Origin of the sequence: Sphingomonas sp. BK345 (genome assembly GCF_014193845.1) — a bacterium.
Classification (GTDB): Bacteria; Pseudomonadota; Alphaproteobacteria; order Sphingomonadales; family Sphingomonadaceae; genus Sphingomonas.
The window spans coordinates 664,138-682,063 of sequence record NZ_JACHZX010000002.1 but is presented as its reverse complement, the minus strand read 5'-3'; the positions used below and the strand labels follow the sequence as shown (position 1 = coordinate 682,063).

Genomic DNA, 17,926 nt, shown 5'->3' with positions numbered 1-17,926 from the left:
GACATCATCCCCTAGAGCGGATCACGCGCGGACAGTAGCGCCCGCGTCGTCGCGCGTGGTGGAAAGCGACCCGGTTGCGCTCCATCGCGCCGCCGCCTAACGCCGCGCGCATCGCCGCTTGCCGCGGCGCCAGCGAGGAGGCAGCGTGATCCCGGAAGGCATGAGTGAGGTCGAGACCACGGTGCGCGCGGTGCTCGCCGACGTGCTGGCGCTGTCCCCCGAGCGGGTCGACACCTTCCGCGCCGACACGCCGCTGTTCGGCGCATTGCCGGAGCTCGACTCGATGGCGGTCGCGGGCGTGCTCACCGAGCTGGAGGACCGGCTCGGCATCGTCATCGAGGACGACGAGGTCGACGGCGAGATGCTCGAGACGTTCGGCGCGCTGACCCGCTTCGCCGCGAGCAAGGCGCTGGTCTGAACCTTATTCCGCCGCCTCGCTCACCTCGGCGAACTCCACGGCGGCGAGGAAGCGCTCGGCGTCGAGCGCGGCCATGCAGCCGGTGCCCGCGGCGGTGACCGCCTGACGATACACCTTGTCCATCACGTCGCCGCAGGCGAACACGCCGGGCACGCTGGTGCGCGTCGAGCCGGTCTCGACCGCGATATAGCCATCCTCGTCGAGCGCGAGATGCCCGCGGAACAGCTCGGTCGCGGGATGGTGGCCGATCGCGACGAAGCCGCCGTCGACGTCGAGCCGCGAATGCTCGCCTGTCCGCGTGTCTTCCAGCTCGAGCGCGACGAGGCCGGCATTCCCGCCGCCGTCGACGAACTCGCGCACTTCCTTGTTCCAGAGCACCGTCACGTTGGGGTGTGCGAATAGCCGCTGCTGCAGGATGCGCTCTGCGCGTAGCGAGTCGCGGCGGTGGATCAGGGTCACGTCGTCCGAGTGATTGGTAAGGTACAACGCCTCCTCGACCGCGGTATTGCCCCCGCCGATCACCGCGACCTTCTTGCCGCGGTAGAAGAAGCCGTCGCAGGTGGCGCAGGCGCTGACGCCCTTGCCCTTCATCGCATCCTCGCTGTCGAGCCCGAGCCACTTGGCCTGCGCGCCAGTGGCGATCACCAGCACCTCGCCCTCGTAGACGTCGCCGCCGTCGCCGATCAGGCGGAACGGGCGGCGGGTCAGGTCGACCTCGACGATCGTGTCCCACATCAGCCGCGTGCCGACATGCTCCGCCTGCGCCTGCATCTGCTCCATGAGCCAGGGGCCTTGGATCACCTCGCGAAAGCCGGGATAGTTCTCGACGTCGGTGGTGGTGGTGAGTTGGCCGCCGGGCTGGATGCCCTGGACGACGATCGGCGCCATGCCGGCGCGCGCGCCGTAGATGGCCGCCGAGAGCCCGGCGGGGCCCGAACCGAGGATCAGCATGCGAGTCGTGTGCGTGGTCATGGCGGCGATGTAAGGTGCCGGTCGCGCGAAGGGAACCGCGCGTTGCGCGGGCGCCCAAGTCCTGCTTTGGTCGCGCGATGACCGACTTTTCCGCGCTCCTCCAGCCCGATCGTGGCCAGCCCGCGCGGCTGCTCCACGTCGTCCACCCTGACGCGTATGACGCCTGGCTCGCCATCCAGCCGGCGCGGGCGCGCACCGCCGCGACGGCGGCGCGGGTGACGGGCAAGGCTGGCGACCGCGCGATCCTGCCCGGTGACGGCGCCGAAGACTGGGCCGCGTTGCTGGTGTGCGACGAGGAGCCGTCGTCGCCGTGGCGGATCGCCTCGCTGGGGGACACGCTGCCCGAGGGCAGCTACCGGCTCGCCGGCGAGACCCCGCTCGGCGCCGCCGGGCTCGGCTGGCTGCTCTCGCAGCATCGCTTCACGCGCTATCGCAAGCCCGAGCCGGCGCGGCCGCGCGTGCTGCTGACCAGCGATGTCGGGGCGGTCGACGAGACGGTGCGCCTCGCCAGCGCGACCGCGCGCGTGCGCGACCTGGTCGACACCGGTGCGAGCGACCTCGGCCCCGCCGAGCTGGAGGCCGAGGCGGACGGGCTGGCCCGGGCGCATGGTGCGAGCGTCACCGTCACGCGCGGCGATGCGCTGGCGACAGGCTACCCGATGATCCACGCGGTCGGCCAGGCGGCCAGCCGCGAGCGCGCACCGCGGCTGATCGAGCTGCTGTGGGGCGATCCGGCGCACCCGCGCGTGGCACTGGTCGGCAAGGGCGTGTGCTTCGACTCAGGCGGGCTCGACATCAAGCCGTCGGCAGGCATGCGGCTGATGAAAAAGGACATGGGCGGCGCCGCGCACGCGCTGGCGCTGGCCGGGCTGGTGATGCAGGCGCGACTCAAGGTACGGCTGCACGTGCTGATCCCGGCGGTGGAGAATGCGATCTCGGGCAGCGCCTTCCGCCCCGGCGACGTGCTCCAGACGCGGCTGGGGCTGACGGTGGAGAACACCAATACCGATGCCGAGGGCCGGCTGATACTGGGCGACGCGCTGGCGCGCGCGGTGGAGGATGCGCCCGACCTGCTGATCGACTTCGCGACGCTGACCGGCGCCGCGCGAGTCGCCCTCGGGCCGGACCTGCCCGCCACCTTCGTTCAGGATGAGACGCTCGCCGCCGATCTGCTCGGCGCGGCGGAGCAGGTACGCGACCCGCTGTGGCGCTTGCCCCTGTGGGGCGGGTATGAGGAGATGCTCAAGTCGGACGTGGCCGACCTGGTCAACGCGCCCGATGGCGGCTTCGCGGGAGCGATCACCGCGGCGCTGTTTCTGCGCCGCTTCGTGCCGGCGACGCTGCCCTGGGCGCATCTCGACACCTTCGCCTGGCGCCCGACCGCCAAGCCGGCTCGACCGCGCGGCGGCGAGGCCTATGGGTTACGCGCCGCCTATGCGCTGCTGAAGGCGCGGTTCGGCTGAGGTGAGCGGTTGGGGAGGGCAGCACCTTCAAGCTCCCCCAACGCTCAATCAATTCGTCATCCCGGACTTGGTCCGGGATCCACCGTGCTGCACCTCCGGAAAGCGTTGCTCTCGCGGAAGAGTAGATCCCGGACCAAGTCCGGGATGACGGAAGCGGAAGAGCGTTCCGCCCGTGTCGTTCTACCTTCCTTAAGCGCGAGTGTAGCGCGTCGCGCGCGCCCTACACTGCCGCCGCGGCGGCGATGATCGGCACGAACTTGGCCGCGGTGAGGCTCGCGCCGCCGACCAGCGCGCCGTCCACGTCCGGAGTTGCCATGATTGCGCGCGCGTTGTCGCCCGTGACCGAACCGCCGTAGAGGATCCGCACCCCGCTCGCCGCGTCGCCGATCAGCTTGCGCATCTTGGCGCGTGCGATCGCGTGGATCGCTGCGATATCGTCGAGCGTCGGGGTCGCGCCCGTGCCGATCGCCCAGCGCGGCTCATAGGCGAGCGTGAGCCAGTTGCCCGCGGCATTCTCGGGCAGCGACTTCTCGATCTGCGCCTGCACGACGCGTTCGGCGCGACCCGCGTCGCGCTCGGCGCCGGTCTCGCCGCAGCACAGGATCACCTGCAAGCCGTGGCGATGCGCCGCGGCGGCCTTGGCCCAGGCGTCCTGACTGGTCTCATGCTGGTCGTGGCGCCGCTCGGAGTGACCCACGATGGTGAAGCGAGCCCCCGCCTCGCGCACCATCGCGGCCGAGACGCAGCCGGTGTGCGCGCCGCTGTCGGCCTCGTGCACGTCCTCGGCACCGATCATGAGCGCGGGCACACGCTCCGACGCCGGCGCGATCAGCGTGAACGGCACCGCCACCATCACGTCCACTGCCGGAGTCGCGGCCGCCGCGGCGGCGATCGCCTCGAGCTCGCCCAGCGCGGCGCGGCTGCCGTTCATCTTCCAGTTGCCGGCGACCAGCTTGCGACGCGTCATCCCGCTCCCCCTTCTCGTTTCGGCTCCGCGATAACCGGCCTCGCGGCTTGATGCCACCTCGGCTTGTCCCTAGGACGCGGCGTTCTCCTTCATCCGGTCCCCGCTCGCTTATGCTCACCTTCTTCCGCGGCATCATCCACTCCAAGGTCGGCGTGATCGTCACCTTCGGCGTCCTGATCGTCATCGCGCTCGCCTTCGCCGCGGGCGATGTGACCGGGCTGGCGAGCAGCACCGGGCTGGTCGGCCACCCGATTGCGAGCGTCGGCGGCGAGAGCGTCACCGCCGCGGACGTCCGCCAGCAGGCGCGTGACGAGCTCACCCAGGCGCGGCAGGAGCAGCCGACGCTCGACATGGCGCAATTCGTACAGCTCGGCGGGCTCGACGCGGTTATAAACCGCAACGTCAGCGCGCTCGCGCTCGAGACGTTCGGGCGCGATCAGGGCATGCGCGTCAGCCGCGCGCTGATCGGCAGCGAGCTCAAGGCGATCCCCGCCTTCGCGGGCGCGACGGGGCAGTTCGACCAGCAGGCCTATGAGCGGCTGATCGCGCAGCGCGGCTTCACCGACGCGCAGGTGCAGGCGCAGTTCGCGCGCCAGATCATGGTGCAGTTCCTCACCCAGCCGACGATCGGCGCGCATCAGGTGCCGCAGCAGCTGGCGCTGACCTACGCCTCGCTGCTGCTCGAGCGCCGCACCGGCGAGGTCGCGTTCGTGCCGGCAACGCCCAGTGGCGCCGCGCCGAGCGACGCGGAGGTGCAGCAATGGTATCAGCGCAACGTCGCCCGCTACACCACGCCCGAGCGGCGCGTGATCCGCTATGCCGTCGTCGGCCCGCAGCAGGTCGCCGGCCAAGTGACGCCGAGCGACGCCGAGGTGCAGAAGGCCTATGACGCCGCCAAGGCGACCTACGCGCCCAAGACGCTGCGTGACGTCACGCTGGTGACCGTGCTCGACGAGAAGGCGGCGCGCGCGCTCGCCGCGAAGGTGAAGGCGGGCACGCCGCTCGCCGCCGCGGCGCGCGCCGGCGGACTGGAGCCGCGCACGATCTCGGGTGCCGATCAGGGCGCGCTCGCCACGCAGACCTCGCCCGCGGTGGCGCAGGCGATCGCGGCCGCGGCGAGCGGCGCGGTGGTCGGTCCGGTGCGCGGCGCGATCGGCTTCGTCGTCGCGCGCGTCGACAAGGTCACCCAGGATCCCGGCAAGACGCTGACGCAGGCGCGCGACGAGCTGATCACCCAGCTGCGCGCGAGCAAGACCAAGGCGGCGATCGGCGCGATCCGCGACAAGGTCGACGACTCGCTCGCCGACAACGCCAACATTAGCGAGGTGGTGAACGACCAGAAGCTCAGCGCGCAGACCACGCCGGCGCTGCTGCAGAACGGCACCAACCCCGACCAGCCGCAGACCCCGGCCGACCCGGGCATGACGCCGATCGTCGCGGCCGCCTTTGCGGCCGAGGAGGGCGACACGCCGACCACGGTCAACCTCGGCGAGGACGGCAGCTTCGCGGTGGTCGCGCTCGACCGCGTGGTGCAGCCGACCCCGGTGCCGCTCGCCGTGGCGCGCCCGCGCGTCATCGCCGATCTCACCGCCGATCGCGCCGCCAAGGCGGCGCAGCAGGCGGCCAGCGCGCTGGTGACCAAGGTCAACGGCGGCGCCGCGCTGCCGGCGGCGCTGTCGTCGGCCGGAGTGAAAGCGCCGCCGGTGCAGCCGATCAGCGCGTCGCGCGGCGAGATCACCGCGCGTGGCCAGGTCAACCCGGTGCTCGCCGCGCTGTTCAGCATGGCGCCGGGCAGCGCGCGCGCGGTGCCGTCGCCCGACGGCAAGGGCTGGCTAGTGCTCAAGCTCGACCAGGTCGTGCCGGGAGACGCGCGCAAGCAGCCGCCGCTGATCCAGGCCACCCGCGCCGATCTCGGTCGCGCGATCGGCCCGGAATATGCCCAGCAATTCGCCAACGCGGTGGCCAAGCTTCAGGGCGCCAAGCGCTTCGACGACGCCATCGCGCAGCTCAAGCAGGACCTCGTCGGTGGCGGGGCGCAGTAGCGCCGCAGCGGCACACGCCGCACTGGCGGAGGGCCGCCCCGCGCTGGTGTGGCGCCGCCACATCGCCGACACCGAGACCCCCGTCGCCGCCGCGCTCAAGCTGATCGAGCCCGGGCGCGGCGACTTCCTGCTCGAGTCGGTCGAGGGCGGCGCGGTGCGCGGTCGCTACAGCCTGATCGGGCTCGCCCCCGACCTTGTGATGCGCGCGCAGGGCGAGCGCGCGGAGATCAACCGAGACTGGCTCAACGATCGCGCCGCCTTCGCGCAGTGCGCCGAGCCGACGCTGGCGGCGCTGCGCACGCTGGTGGCGAGCATTCGCATGGACGTGCCGGCCGAGCTGCCCGGCGCACTCGCCTGTCTCGTCGGCTATTTCGGCTATGAGACGGTGGGGCTTGTCGAGAAGCTGCCCGCCGCGCCGGTCGACTCGCTCGGCCTGCCCGACCTGATGTTCGTTCGCCCGACCGTGGTGCTGGTGTTCGACCGGCTCGCCGACGCGCTCTTCCTCGTCGCGCCGGTGTGGCCCGGGGAAGAGAAGCCGGACAAGGTGGTGGCGCGCGCCGAGGAGCGGCTCGACGCCGTCGAGGCGCGGCTGGCGCGCGGCGCTCTGCCCGCGCCGGCCCGGACCGACGCGACCGAGCTGGCGCTCGCGCCGGTGCTGCCGCCGGGACGCTACGGCGAGATGGTGGCCGCGGCGAAGGACTATATCGCCGCGGGCGACATCTTCCAGGTGGTGCTGGCGCAGCGCTTCACCGCGTCCTTCCCGCTCCCGGCGTTCGAGCTGTACCGCGCGCTGCGGCGGATCAACCCGTCGCCCTTCCTCTACCATCTCGACCTGCCCGGCTTCGCGCTGACGGGCTCCAGCCCCGAGATCCTGGTGCGCGCGCGCGACGGCGAGGTGACGATCCGCCCGATCGCCGGCACGCGCCCGCGCGGCCGCACCGCGGCGGAGGACGCCGCCAACCGCGACAGCCTGCTCGCCGACCCGAAGGAGCGCGCCGAACATCTCATGCTGCTCGATCTCGGCCGCAACGACGTCGGGCGCGTCGCCGCGGCGGGCACGGTGCAGGTGACCGACAGCTACGGCATCGAATTCTACAGTCACGTCATGCACATCGTCTCGAACGTGGTGGGCCGGCTCGATCCCCGGCACGACGCGATCGACGCGCTGTTCGCCGGCTTCCCAGCGGGCACGGTGAGCGGTGCCCCCAAGGTCCGCGCGTGCCAGATCATCGCCGAGCTCGAGCCGGAGAAGCGCGGCGCCTATGCCGGCGGGGTCGGCTATTTCTCGCCCGATGGCTCGATGGACTCCTGCATCGTGCTGCGCACCGCGGTGGTGAAGGACGGCATGATCCACGTCCAGGCAGGCGCGGGCATCGTCGCCGACAGCGATGCCGCCTCCGAGCAGCGCGAGTGCGAGGCCAAGTCAGGCGCGCTCCTCGCCGCCGCGCGCGAGGCTATCCGCCAGGCGAGCGAGCCCGGGTTCGGGCAATGATGGACTGACCAGCGCGAACGCGAGCGTTCGCCGCGTCGCTATTTCGCAGAGATAGTACGAGATCGTCGCGGTCCCGGTAGGAGGCCGAGATCCATCGCGCCGCACATGCGACCGCCGTCGCGCTTTGCCTAGGAGGAATCCCGGCCCAACACCGGGATAACGGGCGCCAGGCGGAGTGAGCAGCGCGCCAGACTGGCGTCAACGCCCGCCTGGGATCATCGAGTCGTTCTTCTCGGCGGCGCGCTTCTCGGCGGCGAAGGCGTTGTTAATCGCGAGTGCGCAGCCAGACTGGCCCGCGGCACCGACGGGCGAACAGCTGTCTGGCACGCCGCCGTTGACCCGGCTGGCGCGGTCCGCGACCGCGACGCGGTTGGTCCAGGCCTGGTTCTTCGCCGCCGGCTCGGCGGTGTTGCGTAGCTCCTTGGGAATGCGGAACTGCTCGTCGGGGTTGATGCGGCTGCACACCACCACCTCGTCGCCCTGCGACTTGGGACATTGCTCATTGCCCGAGAGTGTCACGCTGCGCACGCGCTGCGGCGTGCGCCCGGTATCTCCCGCGCTCTCGGTCTGCGCCGCGGCGGTGAGCGGCAGCGCGAGACCGGCGACCATCACGACTAGCGTACGCAGCATCGACCTTCTCCTCGCTAACCACAACGCGTGCCATAGCCGCTGGCTCCGCGCGAGTGATGGCCGCGCTATGTCGATTGTTTGCCGCCGCGCAAGAATCCTTTCGCCATCGCGGCGCAGCGGCGTGTTGCGATGCGCACCGCATCGGTTATGGCATGCGGCATGATCCTGGTGGTCGACAATTACGATAGCTTTACCTGGAACCTGGTCCATTACGTCATGGAGCTGGGCGCCGAGGTGCGCGTGGTGCGCAACGACGAGCTGACCGCGGCGGAGGCGCTGGGGAGCGGCGCCCGCGCGATCCTGATCTCGCCTGGGCCGTGCACGCCCAACGAGGCCGGGGTCAGCCTCGAGCTGGTCGCCGCCTGCGCGGAGGCGCGCCGGCCGTTGTTCGGGGTGTGCCTCGGCCACCAGGCGATCGGCCAGCATTTCGGCGGGCACGTCGTGCGCGGTGGCCTGATGCACGGCAAGACCTGCCCGGTCGAGCATGACGGCACCGGCGTGTTCGAGGGACTGCCCTCGCCGTTCACCGCGACGCGCTACCACTCGCTGATCGTCACCGACGTGCCCGACGCGCTCGCCGTCAATGCGACCGCGGAGGACGCCTCGGTGATGGGGCTGCGCCACCGCGAGTTGCCGATCCACGGCGTGCAGTTCCACCCCGAGAGCATCGCCACCCAACACGGCCACGCGCTGATCGCCAATTTCCTGCGGCTCGCCGGAATCGACCACGTCGCTCGGGCCGCGGCGTGACAACCGTTACCCTGATGCCCGATCCGGCCTCGCCGCTGTCGCGCGAGAGTGCGGCGCAGGCCTTCGCCGATATCCTCGACGCGCGCGCGAGCGACGAGGCGATCGCCGATTTCCTGCTCCAATTGGCGCTGCGCGGCGAGACCAGCGTCGAGATCGCCGAGGCGGCGCGCGCGCTGCGCGACCGGATGATCCCGATCACCGCGCCGCCGGACGCCATCGACGTCTGCGGCACCGGCGGGGACGGCCAGCACACCCTCAACGTGTCGACCGCGGTGAGCCTCGTCGTCGCGGCGTGCGGCGTGCCCGTCGCCAAGCACGGCAACCGTGCCGCCTCGTCCAAGGCTGGCGCGGCCGACACGCTCGAGGCGCTGGGGCTGAACATGGAGCGCGCCGGCGCGCAGGCGGAGGCGACGCTGCGCGACCTCGGCATCTGCTTCCTCTTCGCCGGCAACCACCATCCGGCGATGCGGCGCATCACCCCGATCCGCCGCAAGGTCGGGCGGCGCACGATCTTCAACCTGATGGGACCGCTCGCCAATCCGGCGCACGTCACGCGCCAGCTGATCGGCATCGCGCGGCCGGATTACGCCCCGATCTACGCCGAGGCGCTGGCACAGCTCGGCAGCGAGGCGGCGCTGGTCGTCGCGGGCGAGGAGGGGCTCGACGAGATCTCCGGGGCCGGCCCGACGCACGTGGTATCGATCGGCGCGGTGGCGCTGCCGTCGCGGATCATCCCCGAGGACGCGGGCGTCGCCCGCCACCCCACGCTGGCGATCCGCGGCGGCGATCCGACCTATAACGCGCTGGCGCTGCGCCAGCTGCTGCGCGGTGAGCGCGGCGCCTACCGCGACGCGGTGCTCGTCAACGCCGCCGCGGCGTTGGTCCTCGCCGGACGCGACTCCTCCCTTACCGATGGCGCGGCGCGCGCCGCCGAGGCGCTCGACCGCGGCGACGCGGGCGCGCTGCTCGACCGCTGGATCGCCTACGCATGACCATCCTCGCCGATATCTGCGCTACCAAGCGAGACGAGGTGCGCGCGCGCCGTGCCGCCGTGAGCGACAGCGCGTTGCGCGAGCGCGCCGCGGCACAGACGGCGCCGCGCGGCTTCCGCTCGGCGCTGGAGCGGAGCGTCGCCGCCGGTCGGCACGCGCTGATCGCCGAGATCAAGAAGGCCAGTCCGTCGAAAGGTCTGATCCGCGAGGACTTCGATCCGCCGGCGCACGCACGTGCTTACGCCGCGGGGGGCGCCTCCTGCCTCTCGGTGCTGACCGATGCGCCGTATTTTCAGGGGCGTGAGGAGTATCTGATCGCTGCGCGCGCCGCCTGCGACCGGCCCGTGCTGCGCAAGGACTTCACAGTCGATCCGTGGCAGGCGCTGGAGGCGCGCAGCATCGGTGCCGATGCGATCCTGCTGATCGTCGCCGCGCTCGACGACACGCTGCTCGCTGAGTGCGAGGCTGCGGCGATCGAGCAGGGGCTCGACGTGTTGGTCGAGGTGCACGACGCCGCCGAGCTGGAGCGCGCGGCGCGACTGCGCTCGCGGCTGATCGGGGTGAACAATCGCGACCTACGCAGCTTCGAGGTCGACGTGCGGCGCACCTGGGAGCTGGCGGCGCGCGTGCCCGCGGACACGCTTCTGGTCGCGGAGAGCGGGCTGAGCACCCGCGCCGACCTCGACTCGCTCGCAGGCCACGGCGTCCACTGCTTCCTGATCGGCGAGGCGCTGATGCGCCAGGCCGATGTCACGGCAGCGACGCACGCGCTGGTCGGCTGAGATGACGGGGCTCACCCATCTCGACGATTCGGGTGCGGCGCACATGGTCGATGTCGGCGGCAAGCAGGTGACGCGACGCGAGGCGGTGGCGAGCGGCCGGATCGACATGGTGGCGGAGGCGGCCGCCGCGATCCGTGACGGCGCGGTCGCCAAGGGTGATGTGCTCGCCGTGGCGCGTGTCGCCGGGATCATGGCGGCCAAGCGCACCAGCGAGCTCGTCCCGCTCTGCCACCCGCTGCCGATCAGCCGCGTCGCGGTCGACCTGACCGTCGACGAGCATGGCGTAACGGCCTCGGCCACGGTCGCGACCGACGGCAAGACCGGGGTCGAGATGGAGGCGCTCACCGCCGTGTCGGTCGCGCTACTCACCGTCTACGACATGGCCAAGGCGCTCGACAAGACCATGGTGATCGGCGGCGTGCGCCTGCTCGCCAAGAGCGGCGGACGCTCCGGCGACTGGCGCGCCTGATGGGGTCGCCGTCACGGCCGGGGCTGCTGCCGGTCGCCGAGGCGCAGGCGCGTGTGCTGGCGCTGGGCACGCCCGTCGCCCCTGTCGAGGTGTCGCTCGCCGAGGCCCTCGGGCGCTGGGCCGCCGCGCCGGTGGTGGCGCGGCGTACCCAGCCCGCGCGCGATGTCTCGGCGATGGACGGCTACGCGCTGCGCTACGCCGACCTGCCCGGCCCCCTGCGCGTCGTCGGCGAGAGCGCGGCGGGCGCTCCGCACACGGGCGCGCTGTCGCCCGGCGAGGCGGTGCGGATCTTCACCGGCGCCATGATGCCCGCGGGCAGTGACACCGTCCTCGTCCAGGAAGAGGCGCGGCGCAAGGGCGACAAGGTCGAGCTCGACGGCGAGGGGCCGGCGCATCAGGGGCGCAACGTGCGCGCGCGCGGGCTCGACTTCGCGGCGGGAGACGTGCTGGTCGCGCGCGGCGAGCGCTTCACCCCCGCGCGGCTCGCGGTGGCGGCCACCGGCGGGGTCGGCCGGGTCACGGTCGCGCGACCGGTGCGCGTCGCGCTCGCCGCGACCGGCGACGAGCTGGTCGAACCTGGTACGCCGGGCGAGGCGCTGCCCGAGTCCAACCGGCTGCTGCTGCGCGCGCTGCTGGCCGACAGCGGCGCGGAGATCGTCGATCTCGGCATCCTGCCCGACCGGCTCGACACGCTCACCCAGTCCTTCGCCGCGGTCCACGCCGACATGCTCGTCACCACCGGCGGCGCGTCGGTCGGGGACCATGACTTGGTACGGCCGGCGCTTGAGGCGGCAGGGGTGACGCTCGACTTCTGGCGGATCGCGCTGCGCCCCGGCAAGCCCATGCTGGCGGGGCGGCGCGATGGGCTGGCAGTGGTCGGGCTGCCCGGGAACCCGGTCTCAGCCTTCGTCACCGCGCTGCTGTTCGTGCGGCCTTTGGTGGCGCACCTCGCCGGCGCGGCCGATCCCTTCCCCACTGCGACCAGCGCGATCCTCGGTGAGGACCTGCCCGCCAACGGCGAGCGCAGCGACTATCTGCGCGCCGAACTGCGCGAGGGACGTGCCTATGCCTCGACTATCCAGGACAGCTCGATGCTGCGCACGCTGGCGCGCTCGACCTGCCTGATCGTGCGTCCGCCGCACGCTCCAGCGACGCGCGCGGGCGACTCGGCGGAAATCCTCGTCATCGCTTGACGAGGCCTGTCGTGTTCCATAAAGGTTCCGCATCCGTTCGCGAATGGGGAGTGTGGACATGCTGACGCGCAAACAGCACGAGCTGATCTGCTTCATCGAGGATCGGCTCGCCGAGAGCGGCGTGTCGCCCTCGTTCGAGGAGATGAAGGACGCGCTCGAGCTGAAGAGCAAGTCGGGTGTCCATCGGCTGATCAGCGCGCTCGAGGAGCGCGGGTATCTCCGCCGCCTGCCCAATCGCGCGCGCGCGCTGGAAGTGCTCAAGGCGCCCGAGCGCGGCGAACCCAAACGCGCCGCAGCCCCGGCCAAGCGGGCGCCGGTCGAGCTCGTGGTGCCCGCCAACGATGTCGTCGAGATCCCGCTCCACGGCCGCATCGCCGCGGGCGTGCCGATCGAGGCGTTCGAGGGCGCGACCACCCTGCCCGTTCCTGCCGCCCTGCTCGGCAGTGGCGAACATTTCGCCTTGGAGGTGGCGGGGGACTCGATGGTCGACGCCGCCATCCTCGACGGTGACTATGCGTTGATCCGCCGCCAGGAAGTGGCGCGCGACGGTGAGATCGTGGTGGCGCTGATCGACGAGAGCGAGGCGACGCTCAAATATTTCCGTCGCGAGGGTGCGATGATCCGGCTCGATCCGGCGAATCGCTCCTACGACCCGCAGCGCTACGCGCCGACTCAGGTGCGGGTGCAGGGCAAGCTGGCGGGGATCCTGCGTCGCTACGACTGAGCGGCGGGGGTGTCGGGGTGGCAGGCGGTCGGTTCTTGCGCACGCTCCAATCAGTCGCCGCCTAGTCGACGTGCCGTGCTCCTGCGCACGCAGGAGCCCAGGGTCGCAGGCGGCAGTGCTCGTGGCTCTGGGCTCCTGCGTGCGCAGGAGCACGGGCGGATCGCTCGTCCGCCATCGCCCAGGGGTGTTCGTCCCCTTCCTTCCGCACCGCCATGACACGCGTATCTTTGAAGGTGATCGCTACCCCGCCACTATGGGCCAGGGCATCACGGTCGAGCGTCAGCCAGCGCGCGCGACAGCGGCGCGGCAGCCGGCGCTCACTCACCATGACGTCTGCCGTGGCGCAAAGCGCCGTCAGCCGCTGCATCGGCACGGTGTAGCCACTGCGCGTCGCCAGCACGCGCCACCAGCGCCCGTCGACGCGACGCTGCCACCAGCACAGGTCGCGATTGCAGCGCGCTTCGGGGGACTCGCTGAGCAAGCCCGGCACGCCGTCGATCCCGGCGTTCTGCGCGAGCACGTCGCGCACGTAGCCGCCGGCACGGTCGCGCAGCAGCATCAAGCCGCCGTCCGCCTGGCGCACCGCCAGGTGGCGCCCGTCGCCTGTGATGAGCAGGTCCGGAGCGGGGGTCGCCAACGTCCACGCCGCCCCGATCGCCAGCGGTGCCAGCCCCAGATAGCGCGCCCGCGTGCGCCACAATGCCAGCCAGATACCACCCCCCACCATCGTCGCGAAAGCACCCAGCGGCATGGCCGGGATCGCGCGCACCGCGCCGGGGAGCGCGGCGACGCTGTGCGCGATCCACAGCAACAGTGCGATCGCCCGTCCCGCCACCCACCACGCCGGCGCGCCCCAGCCGAGCGTGTCGAGCAGCAGTGCCACCGCGACCGCCGGCATGATCGCGAAGGTGGTCAGCGGAATGGCGACGATGTTGGCGATCGCGCCATAGGCACCGGCCTGATGGAAAGAGAAGACGGCGATCGGCATCAGCGCGAGCTCGACCACCGCCCCGGTCACGAGCAGCGACACGGCCTCGCGCGTCCATCGATGCGGCCATGGCTCGTCGCGTGCCAGCAGCGCGGCGCGGACCCGCGGGTGCTCGTGCAAGGCGACGATCGAGGCGACCGCCGCGAACGAGAGCTGGAAGCTCGGCCCCACCACTGCCTCGGGCCAGGCGACCAGCACTACCAGCGCGCCCATCGCCACCAGTCGCAGCGTCAGCGCCTCGCGCCCGAGCGCCAGCGCGGCGAGCACCATCAGCGCGGCGACGCAGCTGCGGATCGTCGGCACCTGCGATCCCGTCAGCCAAGTATAGCCGATCGCCGCCCCCGCCCCTGCTCCGGCCGCGATGAGCGGAAGCAGCCCCGTCAACGCCAGTCGCCGCGACAGCGCGAGCAGCCGCAGCACCGCCGCCATCACGATTCCTACGGTCGCGGTAATGTGCAGCCCGCTGACCGAGAGCAGGTGCGCCAGCCCGGCACGCCGCATCGCCAGCGAGTCGCTGTCGTCGATCGCGCCCATGTCGCCTGTCACCAGCGCCGCCGCGATACCGCCGGCGCTACCCGCGAGCGCCGCGGTGATATGCGCGGTGAGCCGGTCGCGCACGCCCGGCGTGCCCACCCCCCGTACAGTGACCGGCTCGAAGCCGCGCCCGCTCGCCCCGACGCGGTCGAACCAGGCCGCGCGGGCGGCATCATAGGCGCCAGGAACCGTGGGGGCCGCAGGCGGCATCAGCCGCGCGCGCAACGTCATGGCGGCACTCGCCGCGAGATTGGTCGGTATCGCGCGCTCGGGCAGGCTCACGCGCACGTGGAGCGGCGCGCGGCGTGGTGGCCGCTCCCACCGCAAGGCACCCAGCGTCACCCGCACCAGCCCGCGCGCGGGCAGCGGCTCGATCTTCTCCACCTCGCCCACCAGCCGCACCACCGCGGACCGGTCGAGCGTCGGCGCGGCGACTCGCGTCGCGCGCGTCCACGCGAGCCCCGTTCCCGCCGCGACCGCGAGGCCGAGCATCGCCGCAAACGGCGCCGCGCGACCGCCGCGCCAGCTCACCGCCGCGGCGGCGGCGAGCCCGAGCGCGATCAGGATGAGCGCGACCCATTCGTGCCGCTCCGGCAGCACGAACCATGCCGCCGCGCCCGTGCCCAGCGCCACCGGCAGCCACAGAAAAAGTTGGTCGCGCTCCGCTTCCAGCCAACGTTCCAAAGCGTTGCCGGCGCGGGAGGCGATTTGATGCGGGAGAGAGGCTTTGCTAGGGGCGAGCGCGGCCGATCGAGCCATCCGACCATCCAGCCTGGGAGCACGCGCGCTTGAGCGCAACCGAGATCAATGAGCGCGCCGTCGTCACGCGCTTTGCCCCGTCACCGACCGGGTTCCTTCACCTGGGCGGCGCGCGCACCGCGCTGTTCAACCTTCTCTTCGCGCGCCACCACGGCGGGAGCTTTCGGCTGCGGATCGAGGACACCGATCGCGCGCGCTCGACCCAGCCGGCGATTGACGCCATCCTGAACGGCATGCGCTGGCTCGGGCTCGATTGGGACGGCGAGGAAGTCTACCAGTTCGCTCGCGCCGACCGCCACGCCGGGGTCGCCCACCGGATGATCGAGGCAGGGCACGCCTATCGCTGCTATCTCACCAGCGCGGAGCTCGACGCGATGCGTGCCGAGGCCCAGGCGGCGAAGCAGCCGCTGCGGATCCGCTCGCCGTGGCGCGACCGCACCGACTGGCCCGCCGACCAGTCCTATGTCGTCCGCCTGCGCGCGCCGACCGAGGGCGCGACGACGATCCACGACCGCGTTCAAGGCGAGGTCACCGTCCAGAACGTTGAGCTCGACGACCTCGTCCTGCTGCGCTCCGACGGCACGCCGACCTATATGCTCGCGGTCGTGGTCGATGACCACGACATGGGGGTGACCCACGTCATCCGCGGCGACGATCATCTCAACAACGCCTTTCGCCAGCTGCCGATCTATCGCGCGATGGACGCGATCGAGGGAGGATGGCCCGACCCGGTCTACGCGCACATCCCGCTGATCCACGGCAGCGATGGCGCCAAGCTCTCCAAGCGCCACGGCGCGGTCGGCATCGAGGCCTATCGCGACGAGATGGGCATCCTCCCCGAAGCGCTCGACAACTACCTGCTGCGGCTCGGCTGGGGACACGGCGACGAGGAGATTATCGCGCGCGAGGACGCGATCCGATGGTTCGACCTCGACGCCGTGGGCAAGTCGCCGAGTCGGTTCGATCTCAAGAAGCTCGAGCATCTCAACGGTCATTATATCCGCGCCAGCGACGACTCGCGGCTCGCCGACCTGGTCGCGGAGAAGCTCGGCTTCGATCACGACGACACGCGCCGCGCCTCGCTAGCCGCGGCGATCCCGGCGCTGAAGCCGCGCGCCGCCAACCTCAACGAGCTCGCCGAGGGTACCGCGTTTCTCTTCGCAACGCGTCCGCTCGCGGTCGACCCCGACGCGGCGCCGCTGCTGGCGGGCGACGCCCCCGCGCTGCTGGCGCGGCTGCACGGCGCGCTTGACGCAGTGCACAACTGGGATACGGAGACCACCGAAGCCGCGGTGCGGCAGGTGGCCGAGGCGGCCGGGGTCAAGCTGGGGCAGGTCGCCCAGCCGCTCCGCGCCGCGCTCACCGGGCGCAGGACCTCGCCCGGCATCTTCGACGTACTCGTCCTTCTAGGACGCGACGAGAGCCTCGCTCGGATCGCGGACCACAAAGCCTGACAGGAGATCATCCATGACCGAAGCAGCCCAGTTCGCCCTGTCGGGCAAGGAGCTCGAATATCCGGTGCTGTCGGGCTCGGTCGGCCCCGACGTGGTCGACATCCGCAAGCTCTACGCGCAGACCGGCGCGTTCACCTATGACCCGGGCTTCACCTCGACCGCCTCGTGCCAGTCGAAGCTGACCTATATCGACGGCGACGAGGGCGTGCTGCTTCACCGCGGTTACCCGATCGGCGAGCTGGCCGAGCAGTCGACCTTCATGGAAGTCTGCTACCTGCTGCTCAACGGCGAGCTGCCCGACCAGGGCGAGCTCGACCATTTCAGCCACACGATCACGCGCCACACCATGGTGCACGAGCAGCTGGCGCAATTCTTCCGCGGCTTCCGTCGCGACGCGCATCCCATGGCAATCATGTGCGGCGTGGTCGGTGCGCTGAGCGCCTTCTACCACGACTCCACCGACATCCACGATCCGCAGCAGCGCATGATCGCGTCGCACCGGCTGATCGCCAAGATGCCGACGATCGCGGCGATGGCGTACAAGTACAGCGTCGGCCAGCCCTTCCTCTATCCCGACAACTCGCTGAGCTACACGGGCAACTTCCTGCGGATGACGTTCGGTGTGCCGGCCGAGCCCTATGAGGTGAACCCCGCGGTCGAGCGCGCGATGGACCGGATCTTCATCCTCCACGCCGATCACGAGCAGAATGCCTCGACATCGACGGTGCGGCTCGCCGGCTCGTCGGGCGCCAATCCGTTCGCCTGTATCGCCGCGGGCATCGCCTGCCTGTGGGGCCCGGCGCATGGCGGCGCCAACGAGGCGGCGCTCAACATGCTGCACGAGATCGGCACGCCCGAGCGCATCCCCGAGTTCATCGCGCGCGCCAAGGACAAGAACGATCCGTTCCGTCTGATGGGCTTCGGCCATCGCGTCTACAAGAACTACGATCCGCGCGCGACGGTCATGCAGAAGACCGTGCGCGAGGTGTTCGCGGCGCTCAACGTGCAGGATCCGCTGTTCGAGACCGCGCTGCGGCTCGAGGAGCTGGCGCTCAGCGACGACTATTTCGTCGAGAAGAAGCTGTTCCCCAACGTCGACTTCTACTCGGGCGTGATCCTCTCGGCGATCGGCTTCCCGACCAGCATGTTCACCGTGCTGTTCGCGCTCGCGCGCACTGTCGGCTGGGTGGCGCAGTGGAACGAGATGATCACCGATCCCGACCAGAAGATCGGTCGCCCGCGTCAGCTCTACACCGGGCCGACGCAGCGCAGCTACGTGCCGCTGGCGCAGCGCTGA

16 protein-coding genes are annotated in these 17,926 nt (G+C 71.3%); 12 read left to right on the top strand and 4 right to left on the bottom strand.

Features of this window, described 5'->3' with window-relative positions; all coding sequences use genetic code 11:
• The first annotated feature begins 160 nt into the window (after nt 1–160).
• Entirely contained in the window at nt 161–418 is a 258-nt protein-coding gene (locus FHY03_RS08395; RefSeq protein WP_183920477.1) for an acyl carrier protein, read from the top strand.
• Between the two features lie 3 nt (nt 419–421).
• On the opposite strand, the gene trxB is transcribed toward FHY03_RS08395, so the two are convergent.
• Nucleotides 422–1,390 (bottom strand): thioredoxin-disulfide reductase, encoded by a 969-nt coding sequence (trxB, locus tag FHY03_RS08390; protein WP_183920479.1) that lies wholly within the window; start codon nt 1,388–1,390, stop codon nt 422–424.
• A gap of 77 nt (nt 1,391–1,467) precedes the next feature.
• Between trxB and FHY03_RS08385 the strand changes: the two genes are divergently transcribed.
• On the top strand, nt 1,468–2,853 hold the full coding sequence (locus FHY03_RS08385; protein ID WP_183929998.1) for a M17 family metallopeptidase: 1,386 nt from the start codon (nt 1,468–1,470) through the stop codon (nt 2,851–2,853).
• Between the two features lie 220 nt (nt 2,854–3,073).
• Here the strand turns inward: FHY03_RS08385 and tpiA are convergent, their stop codons facing one another.
• Entirely contained in the window at nt 3,074–3,820 is a 747-nt protein-coding gene (tpiA, locus tag FHY03_RS08380) for a triose-phosphate isomerase (protein WP_183920483.1), read from the bottom strand.
• A 110-nt stretch (nt 3,821–3,930) separates the two neighbouring features.
• Between tpiA and FHY03_RS08375 the strand changes: the two genes are divergently transcribed.
• Together FHY03_RS08375 and FHY03_RS08370 are read left to right on the top strand one after the other, a co-directional pair.
• Complete coding sequence (locus tag FHY03_RS08375) at nt 3,931–5,862, top strand: peptidylprolyl isomerase (RefSeq protein ID WP_183920485.1); 1,932 nt, start codon at nt 3,931–3,933, stop codon at nt 5,860–5,862.
• Complete coding sequence (locus FHY03_RS08370; RefSeq protein WP_311721342.1) at nt 5,846–7,354, top strand: chorismate-binding protein; 1,509 nt, start codon at nt 5,846–5,848, stop codon at nt 7,352–7,354. The genes FHY03_RS08375 and FHY03_RS08370 overlap by 17 nt, the downstream gene beginning before the upstream one ends.
• 198 nt (nt 7,355–7,552) lie before the next feature.
• Here the strand turns inward: FHY03_RS08370 and FHY03_RS08365 are convergent, their stop codons facing one another.
• Nucleotides 7,553–7,984 carry a hypothetical protein gene (locus FHY03_RS08365; RefSeq protein WP_183920488.1) on the bottom strand — a complete coding sequence of 144 codons (432 nt, stop codon included), beginning with the start codon at nt 7,982–7,984 and terminating at the stop codon, nt 7,553–7,555.
• Nucleotides 7,985–8,143: 159 nt separating this feature from the next.
• Here FHY03_RS08365 and FHY03_RS08360 point away from each other — a divergent pair, with 159 nt between their 5' ends.
• Genes FHY03_RS08360 through lexA form a run of 6 tightly spaced genes read left to right on the top strand, consistent with a single transcriptional unit; the run spans nt 8,144 to nt 12,894 of the window.
• A complete protein-coding gene (locus FHY03_RS08360) occupies nt 8,144–8,734 on the top strand; it encodes an aminodeoxychorismate/anthranilate synthase component II (RefSeq protein WP_183929993.1) in 591 nt (196 codons plus the stop codon).
• A gap of 14 nt (nt 8,735–8,748) precedes the next feature.
• Nucleotides 8,749–9,726, top strand: a complete 978-nt coding sequence (trpD, locus tag FHY03_RS08355; RefSeq protein WP_221190101.1) for an anthranilate phosphoribosyltransferase — start codon at nt 8,749–8,751, stop codon at nt 9,724–9,726.
• Nucleotides 9,723–10,508 (top strand): indole-3-glycerol phosphate synthase TrpC, encoded by a 786-nt coding sequence (trpC, locus tag FHY03_RS08350; RefSeq protein ID WP_183929989.1) that lies wholly within the window; start codon nt 9,723–9,725, stop codon nt 10,506–10,508. The genes trpD and trpC overlap by 4 nt, the downstream gene beginning before the upstream one ends.
• Before the next feature lies 1 nt (nt 10,509).
• The gene (gene moaC / locus FHY03_RS08345) at nt 10,510–10,977 is read left to right on the top strand and encodes a cyclic pyranopterin monophosphate synthase MoaC (RefSeq protein ID WP_183920492.1); all 468 of its coding nucleotides are present in this window, start codon (nt 10,510–10,512) and stop codon (nt 10,975–10,977) included.
• Complete coding sequence (gene glp, locus FHY03_RS08340) at nt 10,977–12,170, top strand: gephyrin-like molybdotransferase Glp (RefSeq protein ID WP_183920494.1); 1,194 nt, start codon at nt 10,977–10,979, stop codon at nt 12,168–12,170. The genes moaC and glp overlap by 1 nt, the downstream gene beginning before the upstream one ends.
• A gap of 58 nt (nt 12,171–12,228) precedes the next feature.
• The gene (gene lexA, locus FHY03_RS08335; RefSeq protein ID WP_183920496.1) at nt 12,229–12,894 is read left to right on the top strand and encodes a transcriptional repressor LexA; all 666 of its coding nucleotides are present in this window, start codon (nt 12,229–12,231) and stop codon (nt 12,892–12,894) included.
• Between the two features lie 61 nt (nt 12,895–12,955).
• Here lexA and FHY03_RS08330 read toward each other — a convergent pair whose 3' ends face one another.
• Complete coding sequence (locus tag FHY03_RS08330) at nt 12,956–15,100, bottom strand: ComEC/Rec2 family competence protein (protein WP_260158779.1); 2,145 nt, start codon at nt 15,098–15,100, stop codon at nt 12,956–12,958.
• Between the two features lie 104 nt (nt 15,101–15,204).
• On the opposite strand from FHY03_RS08330, the gene gltX reads away from it, so the two are divergent.
• Together gltX and FHY03_RS08320 are read left to right on the top strand one after the other, a co-directional pair.
• Complete coding sequence (gltX, locus tag FHY03_RS08325) at nt 15,205–16,629, top strand: glutamate--tRNA ligase (protein WP_183929985.1); 1,425 nt, start codon at nt 15,205–15,207, stop codon at nt 16,627–16,629.
• A 13-nt stretch (nt 16,630–16,642) separates the two neighbouring features.
• Nucleotides 16,643–17,926, top strand: coding sequence for a citrate synthase (locus tag FHY03_RS08320; protein WP_183929983.1), 1,284 nt, complete (start codon nt 16,643–16,645; stop codon nt 17,924–17,926).